General features: G+C 65.2%; 8 protein-coding genes. 5 read left to right on the top strand and 3 right to left on the bottom strand.

Annotation, left to right across the window (positions count from 1 at the left end):
- Positions 1 to 44: 44 nt before the first annotated feature.
- Complete coding sequence (locus RFM40_RS03705) at positions 45 to 647, top strand: ABC-type transport auxiliary lipoprotein family protein (RefSeq protein WP_320227177.1); 603 nt, start codon at positions 45 to 47, stop codon at positions 645 to 647.
- A gap of 340 nt (positions 648 to 987) precedes the next feature.
- On the opposite strand, the gene RFM40_RS03700 is transcribed toward RFM40_RS03705, so the two are convergent.
- Positions 988 to 7185, bottom strand: coding sequence for a kinesin (locus RFM40_RS03700; RefSeq protein WP_320227176.1), 6198 nt, complete (start codon positions 7183 to 7185; stop codon positions 988 to 990).
- Positions 7186 to 7476: 291 nt separating this feature from the next.
- Here RFM40_RS03700 and RFM40_RS03695 point away from each other — a divergent pair, with 291 nt between their 5' ends.
- The 3 genes from RFM40_RS03695 (at position 7477) to RFM40_RS03685 (ending at position 9399) form a co-directional block, all read left to right on the top strand.
- Complete coding sequence (locus RFM40_RS03695) at positions 7477 to 7845, top strand: Hpt domain-containing protein (protein WP_059185632.1); 369 nt, start codon at positions 7477 to 7479, stop codon at positions 7843 to 7845.
- A 105-nt stretch (positions 7846 to 7950) separates the two neighbouring features.
- Positions 7951 to 8271, top strand: a complete 321-nt coding sequence (locus RFM40_RS03690) for a 2Fe-2S iron-sulfur cluster-binding protein (protein WP_320219111.1) — start codon at positions 7951 to 7953, stop codon at positions 8269 to 8271.
- A 96-nt stretch (positions 8272 to 8367) separates the two neighbouring features.
- Positions 8368 to 9399, top strand: a complete 1032-nt coding sequence (locus RFM40_RS03685) for an NAD(P)/FAD-dependent oxidoreductase (RefSeq protein ID WP_320227175.1) — start codon at positions 8368 to 8370, stop codon at positions 9397 to 9399.
- Between the two features lie 23 nt (positions 9400 to 9422).
- On the opposite strand, the gene RFM40_RS03680 is transcribed toward RFM40_RS03685, so the two are convergent.
- Both RFM40_RS03680 and RFM40_RS03675 read right to left on the bottom strand, forming a co-directional pair.
- Positions 9423 to 10904 carry an MDR family MFS transporter gene (locus RFM40_RS03680; protein ID WP_320227174.1) on the bottom strand — a complete coding sequence of 494 codons (1482 nt, stop codon included), beginning with the start codon at positions 10902 to 10904 and terminating at the stop codon, positions 9423 to 9425.
- A gap of 219 nt (positions 10905 to 11123) precedes the next feature.
- Complete coding sequence (locus tag RFM40_RS03675; protein WP_320227173.1) at positions 11124 to 11744, bottom strand: DUF922 domain-containing Zn-dependent protease; 621 nt, start codon at positions 11742 to 11744, stop codon at positions 11124 to 11126.
- 84 nt (positions 11745 to 11828) lie between these two features.
- Here RFM40_RS03675 and folP point away from each other — a divergent pair, with 84 nt between their 5' ends.
- Positions 11829 to 12683, top strand: coding sequence for a dihydropteroate synthase (folP, locus tag RFM40_RS03670; protein ID WP_320227172.1), 855 nt, complete (start codon positions 11829 to 11831; stop codon positions 12681 to 12683).
- Positions 12684 to 12685 lie beyond the last annotated feature (2 nt).

The following is a 12685-nucleotide window of genomic DNA, read 5'->3' as shown; positions in this document are numbered from 1 at the left end:
AGCTGTAAGTTGATCGTAAGGTCCGGGGACAACGGGGATCGCGCGTGAAGTCGGGTAGAGGGTGGTTGAAGCCGGTTGCCGCCGCGGCGCTCGTGTTGGCGCTCGCCGGCTGCGCGGCACTGGCAAGCAAACCGGCGCCGCTCGACACGTTCGAGCTTTCCGCTCCGTCGATCGAGATGCACGGCCATAGCCGCCGCCAGATCCTGATCGCCCAGCCCTCGGCGCTGAAGGCGCTGGACAGCCAGAACATCGTAATCAGGCCCTCCGACCAGTCGATCCAGTTCCTCAAGGGCGCGCAATGGGCGGACCGCCTGCCGCTGATCGTGCAGGCAAGGCTCGCCGAGACCTTCCAGCGTTCCGGCAGCTTCGCCGGCGTCGGAAAGCCGGGCGAGGGTCTGGCGATCGACTACCAGATCATCGTCGAGGTCCGTGCCTTCGAAGTCCGGGTCAATGGCGGCGAACATGCCGATGTCGAGCTGTTCGTGCGCGTCCTCAACGACCGCAATGGCGAGGTGCGCGCCTCCAAGAGCTTCACGGCGAGCGCACCGGTCTCGGGCAGCGGCAGTGCCGCCTATGTCGGCGCGCTGGACAGCGCGTTCGGCCAGGCGGCGAAGGACATCGTCCGCTGGACGGATTCGGTGATCTGAGGCGGGTTCCACCCGGTCGCTGAGGCCATTTGCCTCGGGCGACAAGCATTGAAGAGTCGGCGCCGCCCCTCATTGCCCTGCTGGGCATTTCTCCCCGTATAGAGACGGGAAGAAAGACGCTGCCATCGACGATTTCGCCAATCGCCAACGTTGCGAGAAGCCGCCGGCGCTGCGGCCATCCCCTTCTCCCCGTCACTATACCGGGAGAAGGTGCCGACAGGCGGATGAGGGGCAGCGCCTATCGACGATATCTATTGCAGATCGCGTCACAGGCTTGCTGCCAGGGACAAAAAAGGCGGGCTTTCGGCCCGCCTTTTTCCATATCCTCGATAGGCCCGGCTTATTGCAGGCGGCCGCTGGCGTGGGCCAGCATGGTGTAGACCTTGCCGGTGTCCGAGGTCAGGTAGGTCTGCGCCATGATGTTGTCGCGGTCGTTGCGCGAAACGTCCTTGAGCAGTTTTTCGAAATCGTCGCAGTAGCGGTCGACGGCGGCGCGGAACTCGGCCTCGGCCTGGTACTTGCGGCGGATCTCGTCGAAGGTCTGCTGGCCCTTCAGCGTGTAAAGCCGACGGGTGAAGACGTCGCGCTCGCCACGGCGATAGCGGTTCCACAGCTCGATCGAGGCGTCATGGTCGATGGCGCGCGCAATGTCGACGGATAGCGAGTTGAGCGATTCCATGACATGCAGCGGCGAGCGCTGGGCAGGCGCCGCGCGCGGCGCTTCCGCCGGCGCCGCCGGCTTCAGCTCTTCCTCACGCGAGGCATTGGTCAGGAGATCACGCACCCAGCCGCCCTGCGCCGTGCGGCCATTGGGATCGCGGCGCGGCGCCTCCGCGGGACGCTCGAGATCGAGCGTGCCGCGCAGCGTCGTCTCGGCGAGCGGTGCCTGCGGCGCGCGGCGCTCAGCTTGAGACTGCGGCGCCGGCGGACGGCGCAGCGGCTGTTCGGCGGGGCGGGCAGGCGCCTGCGGCGCGGGGCGCAGGCCGCGGGGCTCGCCCGCCTCGCTGCTGCCGCTGCGGCCGGATTTCGCAACGATATCCGACAGTTCCTTGAGTGCGTTGATCTGCTCGGAGACGGCGCGGCGGATAGCCGAGGTCGATTCCTTGGCTTCCTCCGGCATCTCGATGACGCCCTTCTTGAGCTCGGCGCGGGTCAGCTCGAGCTCGCTCTTGATAGAGCCCGCGGTGCGCCGCATCTCCTCGGTCGCGTCGGCGAAGCGCCGCGTCGCCGAATCGACGACCTCGGCGATGGCCGTGCGGATCTTTTCCGCCGATTCCATCGTCCGGCCTTCGGCGTTCTGCATCGTCTGGCCGACGAGGCTCTCGAACGAGCGCATGACCTTCTCGAGGTCCTCCGACTTCTTGACCAGCCCGACGGCGAGGTCTTCCAGCGAAGACTGCCGCTCCAGCGTGTGCTCGAGATTGCTCTGTGCGGAGCTCAGCAGGTCCGAGGCGCTTGACAGCAGGCGGCTGTGCTCGTCGAACTTGGTCGCGATCGAGGCGACCTCGCGCAAGGTCGCCGACGACAGATCGGTGAGCCGCGTCGTGTTCGAATCGACGAGACGTGCCGAGCTGGCGAAGGTTTGGGCGGCCTTTTCCGTGGTCGTGGCGAAGCTCTGCGTGCTGCCGGTGAGGCGTTCCTCGACCTGGCCGAGATTGACGGCCGCCTGGTCGATCAGCTGGCCGAGCTGCGCGCTGGAGGTGGACATGCGGCCGATGAGGTCGGCAACGCTGTCGGCCAGCGTCGAGCGCGCGCCTTCGACCGCCGAAAGCGTCTCGGCGGTGCGGTTGGCAAGCGCGTTGACGAGGGTCGCGTTTTCGCTGCGCAGCTTCTCGGTCGCCCGTTCGGTGACTTCTTCCATGCTCCGTTGCAGCTCGGAGCCGCCTTGGGCGAAGCGCTCGACCAGGGGCCGCGCCGTCTCGTCGAGGATCCTCGACATTTCGGCGGAGCGCGCCGCGAGCATGGTGTTGAGGTCGCGGGTGTTGGCGCCGATGGTCTTTGCCGCCTCGTTGGTGCTCTGGCCGATATGCTGGCCGACCGCCGTGAAGGTCTCGGCGATGACATTGGCGCGCGAGATGAGCTGGGCCTCGGCGCCGGAGACCTGCTCGTTGAGCTTCTGGCCCATCGTTTCGGCGCCGTAGGCGAGGCGGTTCTCGACGCTCGCAACCTGCTCCTCGACACGGGCCGTCGCGGCGGCGGCGCTCGACGCCAGCCGCTCGTCGGCACCGGCAAGCGCCTGCTCGATCTCGCGGGCGTGGACGGCGAGCTCCTGACCGGTCTGCCGGGCACGATCGGCGACGCGCTGCTCGGTGGCGGCGAATGCACCGACAATCGCGTCAGTATGTTCGCCGATGGTCGAACTGCTGCTCGCGATGCGCGACACCAGGCGGCTGTCCGCGTCGTCGAAGATGCGGGCAATTTCGGACGCCCGCGACGACAACGCTTCCGAACCCTCGGCAATGCGCGAGATCAGATGCTGGTCGGCTGCATCGAAGATGCGGCCGAGATCCGATGCACGGGCAGCCAGCGCTTCAGCCGATTCACTGATGCGCATGCTCAGCCGCTCGTCGGCGCCTTCGAAGTTGCGCAGGATGTCGCCGGCGCGCGCCGCCAGCGACTGCGCCGTTTCGACCGCGCGAGCCACCAACTTCTGGTCCGCGGCGTCGAAAGTGCCGGCGATCTCGCCGGCGCGGGCGGCCAGCTTGTCTGCGGTTTCCTCGGCCCGGGCCATGAGCGAATTGGACGCATCGTCGGCGCGGGCCATCAGCATGCTGGACGTATCCTGGGCGCGCTCGTGCAGGCGGCGGTCGGCCGCCTCGAAAGCATTGGCGATGTCCTCGGCCCTGGCAAGCAGCGCAGCCGAAGTCTGCTCGGCGCGTTCGGCGATCTTGCGATCGGCGTCGCTGAAGGCAGCACCCGCCTGCTCATGCAGGGTGCTGGTGATTTCCATGACCTTGTCGCGCAGGGCGCCGGCAACGAAGACGGCGGTCTTTTCGAGAACGCCGCGGACATTGTCGACACCGGTCGACAGCGCACGTTCCATGGTGCCGGCACGCTCCTCGATGACGCCGGTCTGGCGGCTGAAGGCCTGCTCGATCTTCTCGACATCGGCAGCGATCGCCGCCGAGATGTCGCTGCTTTTGGCCGCGATCTGATCGATGTGGCCGGACACGGAACGGTCGACGTCCTTGCGCGCTTCGGCGAGCTTCGCGAGATCGTCCTCAAGCGCCCGGGCCAGCATGTCGCGGCCTTCGGAAAGCTTGCCGACATGACCGGCAATGACGCCGTCGATCTCGGCGCGGCTTTCGGCCACCTTCTGCAGGTCGGCTTCGAGGGCACGCTTGAGAATATCGCGGCCCTCGGCGAGCTTCTCCACCTGGCCGGAAACCAGCCCGTCGATACCGGCGCGGCTTTCGGCGAGCTTGGCGAGGTCGGCTTCGAGAGCGCGCGTGAGGATATCGCGGCCTTCGGCGAGCTTCTCCACCTGACCAGCAACGAGGCCGTCGATCGAGGTGCGGCTCTCGGCAAGCTTGGCCAGATCCGCTTCCAGGGCGCGTTTGAGGATGTCGCGGCCTTCGGCGAGCTTCTCGACCTGGCCGGCGACCAGCCCGTCGATCGAGGCGCGGCTTTCGGCGAGCTTGGCGAGGTCGTCCTCCAGGGCCTTGGAAAGCGTCGTACGGTCCTGCGAGAGCCTGTCGGCGTGGCTCTGCATGAGGCCGCTGGCATTGGCCATGTCAGCATCGAGGGCCCGCGACAGCTCGGCGCGGTGGTCGCTGATCTTCTGCGAATGATCGACGATCGCGCCTTGGATGGTGTTGAGGTCCGATTCCAAGGCCCGCTTGAGGATGTCGCGGCCTTCGGCGAGCTTCTCGACCTGGCCGGCGACGAGGCCGTCGATGCTGGAGCGGCTTTCGGCCAGCTTGGCCAAATCGTCCTCGAGCGACTTCGACAGCACCGAACGATCCTGCACAAGCCTGTTCTGGTGCTCGGAGATTGCGCCGCTGACCGTCTGCAGGTCGGCTTCCAACGCCTTCGACAGTTGCGCGCGTTCCTCCTGCACCCTGTCGGAATGTCCCGCAATGGCACCCCTGATGGTGTTGATGTCTGCCTCCAGGGCGCGCTTGAGGATATCGCGGCCTTCGGCGAGCTTCTCGACCTGGCCGGCGACGAGACCGTCTATCGAGGCGCGGCTTTCGGCGAGCTTGGCGAGATCGGCCTCCAGCGTCTGCGACAACAGGCTGCGATCATCCGCGAGTTTGCCGGCATGACTGTCGATCAGGCCACGGATACCGCCGAGGTCGCTCTCCAGCGCGCGGCTGAGTTCGCCCCGGTCTTCGGCGAGCTTGGCGGAGTGGGTCTCGATCAAGTTCCGGATGCCGACGATATCGGTCTCGAGCGCTTTGGCGAGCACCGCACGACCTTCGGCGATCTTCTCGACCTGGCCGGCGACGAGGCCGTCGATCGAGGCGCGGCTGTCCGCCAGCTTACCGAGGTCGCCTTCCAGCGCGCGCGCCAGAATGTTGCGTCCCTCGGCCAGCTTGCCGACATGGCCAGCAACCATTTCATCAATCAATGTACGAGCTTGCACGAGTTTGCCGGAGTCTTCGTTCAACGCCTGGGACAGGCGGTTGCGACCCTCTTCGAGCTGCTCGAGATGGCTGCCCAACGAAGCATCGATGGCGGCGCGCGACTCGTTGACCTTGCGCAGGTCCTCTTCCAAGGCGCGCGAGATCAGACCGCGACCTTCCGCCAGCTTCTGCACCTGATTGGTTACGGCCGCATCGATCTCGGCACGACCCTCGGCGAATCTCGCAAGGTCCTCCTGCATGGCGGCGGCCATCCGGTCGCGGCTCTCGGAAAGCTTTTGGCTGTGGTTGTCGACGGCTTCCTCGATGCCGACGCGGGCATCGGCAAGCCGCTGGATATCGGCGTCGAAGGAACGCGACACGACGTGGCGTGCGGCCTCCATACGACCGGCGAAATCGGTAGCACGGGCTTCGAGCATGGACGAGGTCGACGAGATGATGTCGGCCATGTCGGCGCCGATCTGGGTCTTGCCCTGGTCGATCATCGACGACAGCTGGTCCTTGCTCTCGGCGAAGGTGTGGGCGATCTCGCGGGCGCGCTCGACCAAGGTCTCGTTGATCTGGCGGGCGCGGGCCTCGAGCGCGGCATTGAGCTTCTGCGTGCCGGTGTCGAGCGCTTCCGCGCGTGTCTGGAACTCGCTGATCAGCGCCTGGCCACGCTCGGCCAGCGTCCGCTCGATGCCGTCAAGGCTTGCCTCGAATTCGGAGCTCAGCGTGCGCGCCGCGCCGCCGAGCAGCGAGACCATGCCGCTGGTGCGGTCGTCGAGGAGATCGGTCAGCGAGCGGGTGAGGCCGTCGGTGGTGTCGGTCAGCTTGGCGATGCGGGTGTCGAGCAGGCTGGCGAAGGCCTCGCCCGAAGTCGACAGGCGGTCGGTGATCGTGTCGAGCCGGGTCTCCACCGAATCGAAGATCGACATCGAGCTTTCATTGATGCGATCGATCAGCGTGTCACCGGAATTGTTGATCGTCATCGACAGTTTGGTCGAGGCGTTGAGGATCGAGTCGCGAATGATGTCGCTGGCCGAGCCGATCTCGTCGCGCAGCGTCTCATGGGCGCCGGCGATCGAAGCGCGCACACGTTCGGCATGGCTCACGACCGCTTCGCGCTCGCTGCCGAGCCCGTCGACCAGCGAGCGGATGCGGGCCTCATTCTCGGAATAGGAGCGCTCGATCTGGCTGACTTCGCTGTGGACGAGGGTTTCGAGCTCGACGGCGCGCGCCAAAGTGCGCTCGATACCTTCGCCCATGGCCGCCACCTCGCGGCGAACGGCCTGGCCGATCATCATGACACGGTCCTGGGCAAGGTTTTCCGGCTCGGCGAGGCGGAAGGCCACTTCGGTCATCGATTGCGCGGCGATGCGCATTTCCTGGGCACGCCGGATCATCGCGGCGAAGGCCCAGAACAGAATGACCGGGATAATCGCGGCGACCGCCAGCCCGATCAGCTCGGGACGGGCGAAGAACTGGTCGAAGGTGCGGATCTTCCAGATGCTCGGGCCGAACAAAAGGTTGGCGAGGCCGCCGGCGCCCGCGATCCAGGCGAGCGAAATGAACGCTATCACCCAGTAGACGGTGCTCGACGGACGCCGGTTGAGGCCGTGCAAAAGCGTGCGGTAGTCCTTCTGGCGGTCGTCATTGGCTGGTGTGAAGCCTGGGGGCGGCGTGAAACCCGCCGGCTGCGAGGCGCGCGACTCGACCGGGCGCAGCTCCGCCGGCTTTGCCTGAGGCGTCTCTTTCGGGGCCTGAGGTTCATTTGCCGGCTCAGTCCTCTGGCTGCGGCCTTCGCGCGCCAATTCGTCCGCGGCCGCCGATATCTGGGCCTCGAGATCCTCCATCGACGCCGCCATGTCGAGCCCGCCTTCGTCGCCGTTGAGGTCAAGGTCAAGCGCCTTTTCCAGCTCCGCGGCTACGTCGCTCTCGAGGGATTTGGTGGTCGTCGGTTTCTTAGCCATGCCTTCGCTACCCTGTACTAGCTGCCGCGGGACTTATGATTTTGGCCTGATTCTGGCTTGTCTGGTCCCAGACAGGAGGCTGAAAATGGACGTTCGTATCGTAATGACACACTGGGGTAAAGAAAACATGCATTCCGGGCGATACGTAAAACTTTAAATATAAGGTTAACGCAAGCGTGATTCAGGCTGCCTCCGTGACAACATTTTTCCCGGCCAATCGTTAACCCGATGGCGACGCGGGCCGCCTATTTTTGTGGGCGCCGGCCGCCTTTTTAGGGAGTTGCAGTGCGTATGCGTGGCGAGAGTGGAATCGCGTTTTCCATGCCCGGCGGTGACGTGTCGGGAACGGCAGGGTCGCGACCTGTGGATCTGGCTCATCTTGCGCGACAGACGATGGATGACCGCGCGCTCGAACAGGAAGTGCTGGCGCTGTTCGTGCAACAGGCGCTTTCGGTGCGCGACAAGATCCTCGACGCCGATGCCAAGGAGCGGGTGCTCCTTGCGCACAGCCTGAAAGGCTCGGCGCGCGGCATAGGGGCCTTTGCCGTCGCCGAATGCGCCGCGACCATCGAAAAGCAGCCCGAGGACGCCCGCACGCTGAAGAAGCTCGGCGTGCTGATCGAGGAAGTGCGCGACTTCATTGCCGCCATCAGCCGCTAGCGCCGGCAAAGCCTTCTGAAAAAACGTCATGCGGTGGCGTTTTCGCGCCGCAGTTGACTTGTCCGGCGGAGTGATTATCTCGGCTGCGACTCCTTCAGGTGACAAATGACCAAGCTGACTTTCATCGCCAATGACGGCACTCAATTCGACGTGGAAGCCGAGAACGGCTCGACCGTCATGGAAAACGCGATCCGCAACGCGGTGCCCGGCATCGAGGCGGAATGCGGCGGCGCCTGCGCCTGCGCGACCTGCCATGTCTATGTCGACGAGGCCTGGACGGCCGAAGTCGGCGAGCCGGAGGCGATGGAGGAGGATATGCTGGACTTCGCCTACGAAGTCCGGCCGAACTCGCGCCTTTCCTGCCAGATCAAGGTGCGCGACGCGCTCGACGGCCTCGTCGTCCGCGTGCCCGAACGCCAGGGCTGAACCAACTCACCATTTTCCAATTTTACCCGTGGCTGCTTGGAATCGGGCCATAGCTCATGCACTGTCCCGACCATTTCCCAAAATGGGGCGGAGCTGATGACGGACACGATCAAGACGGACGTAATCATTGTCGGGGCGGGGCCGGTCGGCCTGTTCGCCGTATTCGAGCTCGGCCTTTTCGACATGAAGTGCCATCTCATCGACATTCTCGACCGTCCCGGCGGACAGTGCGCCGAGCTCTACCCGGAAAAGCCGATCTACGACATTCCCGGCTGGCCGACGATCACGGCGCAGGGTCTGGTCGACAAGCTGATGGAGCAGATCCATCCGTTCAAGCCGGACTTCACCTTCAACCGCATGGTCTCCAGCCTCGAAAAGCTCGAGGACGGTAGTTTTCGCGTCATCACGGATGAGAATGAGGTGTTCGAGGCGAAGGTGGTGGTGATCGCCGCAGGCGGCGGCTCGTTCCAGCCCAAGCGCCCGCCTATCCCTGGCATCGAGGGCTATGAAGGCAAGAGCGTCTTCTATTCGGTCCGGCGCATGGAGGATTTTCGCGACCACGACCTCGTCATCGTCGGCGGCGGCGATTCTGCGCTCGACTGGACGCTCAACCTGCAGCCGATCGCGAAAAGCGTGACCCTGGTCCACCGGCGCCCGGAATTCCGGGCAGCGCCAGACAGCGTCAACAAGATGTATGCCATGCAGGAGATGAAAGAGCTGGAATTCCTGGTCGGCCAGGTGAGCGGCCTTGCCGGCGCCGACGGCCAGCTCTCGTCGGCGACGATCAAGGGCGGCCCGGATGGCGACGTCGAGGTGCCTTGCACCCGCATGCTGCCATTCTTCGGTCTCACCATGAAGCTCGGGCCGATCGCCGAATGGGGGCTGAACCTGCACGAGAACCTGATCCCGGTCGACACCGAGAAATTCCAAACATCGATCCCCGGCATCTTCGCCGTCGGCGATATCAACTGGTATCCGGGCAAACTGAAGCTGATCCTGTCAGGCTTCCACGAGGTCGCCCTGATGGCGCAGGCGGCCAAGCGCATTGTCAGCCCCGGCGAGCGCATCGTCTTCCAGTACACGACCTCGTCGACAAGCCTACAGAAGAAGCTAGGCGTCCACGAATAGCGCGTTGCGGGAAATCGAGCGCGCTACTCCGAGAGCACCGGCGCGGCATGCTCGGCCCGGCCGCGCAATGGCTTTTCCGGCATCAGCGCCAGCGCAATCAGCGCCAGGACAAGCGTGATGCCGGCGGTCACGAAGATCATCACGAAAGGCGTCACCGAGGTGACCTCGATGCGGGTTGGCGAGCCCTCGGCTGCGAGCGGCAAGCCGTAGCCGAGCGCGACGGCGCCGAGCATGGCAACACCCAGCGCGCCGCCCAGCGAACGCAGGAAGGTCAGCACCCCGGTCGCGACGCCGAGATGCGCGCGGTCGACCGCGTTCTGGACCGAGACGGTGCTGACCGGGAAAGTCGTTCCGGTGCCGAGGCCGATCAAGGTCGTCAGCACCTCGACTTCGAGCAGCGAAGCGTGGCCCGCAATGGCACTGAGCGCGCCGATGCAAAGGATCGCGAAGGCGATGCCGAACATGGCGATGCGCTTGTAGTGGAAGAAACGCGGGATGGTGCGGCCGCTGAACGTGGCGCCGGCGACGGTGCCGAGGAGCAGTCCAAGCATGGCCGTGCCGGACTCGCTGACCGAGAGCCCGACGACTGCCTGCAGATAAACCGGCAGATAGACCGAGATGCCGATGCTTGCCGCCTGCAGCAGGAACATCGACAGCGTGCCGGCGAGCACGATCGGGTTGCTCAGCACTTCGAGCGAGACCAACGGTTCGGCGGCGCGGAGCAATCTGACCGCGAACAGCGCCCAGAACACGGCCGAACAGGCCACCAGTCCAAGGATTTCCGCAGAGAACCAGGGATAGGTGCTGCCGCCCCAGTTGAGCGCCAGGAGCAGCAGCGCCGTGGCGATCACCAGCAGTACTGCACCAAGCCCATCGATGCGGTGGTGTTTCGCCGCGATCGGCAGCTTCTTCAGCGGGTTGTTGATGATCGCCATCGCCAGGAAGCCGAGCGGCAGGTTGATCCAGAAGATCAGCGACCAGTGCAGGTGCTCGGCGAAGGTACCGCCGAGCAGCGGTCCGGCAACGCTGGCGACCGCCCATGTGCCGGAAATCCACGCCGCGTAGCGGGCCCGCTCGCGGGGCGGCACGAGGTCGCCAATGACAGTCTGCGTCAGGGCGAACAGGCCGCCGCCGCCAGCACCCTGGATGGCGCGACCGATGACCAGCACCAGCATGTTGGGGGCGAGCGCGCTGACCAGCGACCCCAGGAGAAAAATGAGCACTGCGGCATAGATGACCGGCCGGCGGCCATAGACATCGGAAATCTTGCCGTAGAGCGGCGCCATCGCTGTCGCCGTCAAAAGATAGCCGGTGACGATCCAGGGCAGGTATTCTGCATGGCCGAGCGCGCGGCCGATCGTCGGCAGGGCGGGCGCGACGATGGTCTGGTCAAGCGCAGCCAAAAGCATCGACAAAAGCACGCCGCCGATGATGGCGTTCTTCTCGCTCTCGCTCATCGGCGGCGCGGCTGTTGTTGCCGTGCGATTGTCGACGGTCTGGTCCATGCGTTATTCTTTCAAAGGCTGGCGCGCGGTCCGCAAGAAGCGATCCGTCGAGGGCGTCTTCCGCCTGTCGTTCGTGTCTCTGTTTCCAAAGCTCGCCTCAGGCGAACCCGGTATATGTCGTTCGATATAGGCCGTTTTCGATCGCCGCTCGAAAGTTTTTCGAATCTGGCACCATGTTTCGGGCGGGATTGGCCTTCGCCGGTACCGCCGATCCGCCAGTCAAGCCGGCGGCAGCTGGCCGCTTTGGATGCGCTGCATCCGGTAGCGCAGAAGCCGGATGATCCGGCTTTCAAAGTTGACGCTTTCGACGCGGTCGAACTGGACCTGGGCGCGATCGTGCCTGGCGAGGATGGCGGCCGAGATCTCGGCCGCCTTCGCCTTCGCGGCTTCGCAGGTCTTTTGCGGATAAGTCGCCTTCAGCGCGTCCTCGAGCTCCCGAGCGTGGTTCTTGGCGATCTCGACATGGCGCTCCTCGTGGCGCTTGATGTCCGCCGAAAGCGTGTCCCAGAACAGCCGGACGTCTGGATCGGCCTTGCGCGGCCGCCGCCATTCCGGAAGGATCACCTTGACCTTCACGGTCACCTGCGCGTTCGCGATCCGGCAGGAATTGGCCGTCTGCGCGTAGCTGACGCGGGTGGTGAAAGCCATCTGCGTGGCGCCCGGATGCCTGGAGCCGGTGCTCTTCACCTCGGGACCGTTTTTCGTCAGCTGCTTTTCGATGTCGTCCAGCGTGCGGCCGCCGACGCTGAAATAGCTGTAGGTCTTCACCAGGCTAGCCGCGCCGGCCGGCATGGCGGCGAGCGAAAAGATCAGGGCGCAGAGCAGGGAACGGTTCATCATGTTGCCTCTTCAGCCACCTTGCTTTACGGCCGTTGCCGGCGCAACGGAATTGATTTCGCGCGGATCACACATGGTTGATGGACAATGACGACAAGGCGATGGCAGCTCGCGCATGGACGCCATCTCGACCTCGGCCCGAAAGCGGTCGTGGTCGGCATCCTCAACGTCACGCCGGATAGTTTTTCCGACGGCGGGCTGTTCATCGCGCCGGAGAAGGCGATCGCCCAGGCGCGTCGCATGGTAGAAGAGGGGGCGGCCATCATCGATGTCGGCGGGGAATCGACGCGGCCGGGTTTTGCCCCGATCACCGCCGAGGAAGAGCAGGGGCGGGTGCTGCCGATCATTGAGGCGCTGGCGGGATCCGGCGAGGCGCTGATTTCGGTCGATACCTATCGCGAGGACACCGCGCGGCGCGCCGTCGCCGCCGGCGCGCATATCGTCAACGATGTCTGGGGCCTGCAGCGCGAACCCGGCATCGCGCGTGTCGCGGTCGAGACCGGCGCTGGCCTCATCATCATGCATACCGGTCGCGAACGGCAGAAGCTGCAGGACGTCATCGAGGACCAGTTCCTATTCCTGCGCAAATCGCTGGAGATTGCGCGCGCCAGCGGCGTTGCCGACGGCCAGATCGTGCTCGATGCCGGCTTCGGCTTCGCCAAGGAAACGACTGAGGAAAATCTCGATCTGATGGCGCGGTTCTCAGAGCTTCAGGCGCTCGGCTTTCCGCTGATGGCGGGGACGTCGCGAAAGCGTTTCATCGGCGGTGTCACCGGGCGCGAGCCCGCCGGGCGAGCGGCCGGCACCGCGGCCACCAGCGTCATCCTGCGGCTCAAAGGGGCCGATCTTTTTCGCGTCCACGATGTCGCAATCAACGTGGATGCGCTGGCGGTGGCCGATGCTATGCTGGCGCGAGTAACCGCCCTTTCTCCCGGACGCTGACC

Source organism: Mesorhizobium captivum, assembly GCF_033977165.1.
Classification (GTDB): Bacteria; Pseudomonadota; Alphaproteobacteria; order Rhizobiales; family Rhizobiaceae; genus Mesorhizobium; species Mesorhizobium captivum.
This window is presented reverse-complemented; position numbering and strand designations above follow the sequence as displayed.

Coding starts and splice junctions, on each gene's coding strand:
- RFM40_RS03700 (WP_320227176.1), bottom strand. CDS start 7,185: ATGGCTAAGAAACCGACGACCACCAAATCCCTCGAGAGCGACGTAGCC.
- RFM40_RS03695 (WP_059185632.1), top strand. CDS start 7,477: ATGCGTGGCGAGAGTGGAATCGCGTTTTCCATGCCCGGCGGTGACGTG.
- RFM40_RS03690 (WP_320219111.1), top strand. CDS start 7,951: ATGACCAAGCTGACTTTCATCGCCAATGACGGCACTCAATTCGACGTG.
- RFM40_RS03685 (WP_320227175.1), top strand. CDS start 8,368: ATGACGGACACGATCAAGACGGACGTAATCATTGTCGGGGCGGGGCCG.
- RFM40_RS03680 (WP_320227174.1), bottom strand. CDS start 10,904: ATGGACCAGACCGTCGACAATCGCACGGCAACAACAGCCGCGCCGCCG.
- RFM40_RS03675 (WP_320227173.1), bottom strand. CDS start 11,744: ATGATGAACCGTTCCCTGCTCTGCGCCCTGATCTTTTCGCTCGCCGCC.
- folP (WP_320227172.1), top strand. CDS start 11,829: ATGACGACAAGGCGATGGCAGCTCGCGCATGGACGCCATCTCGACCTC.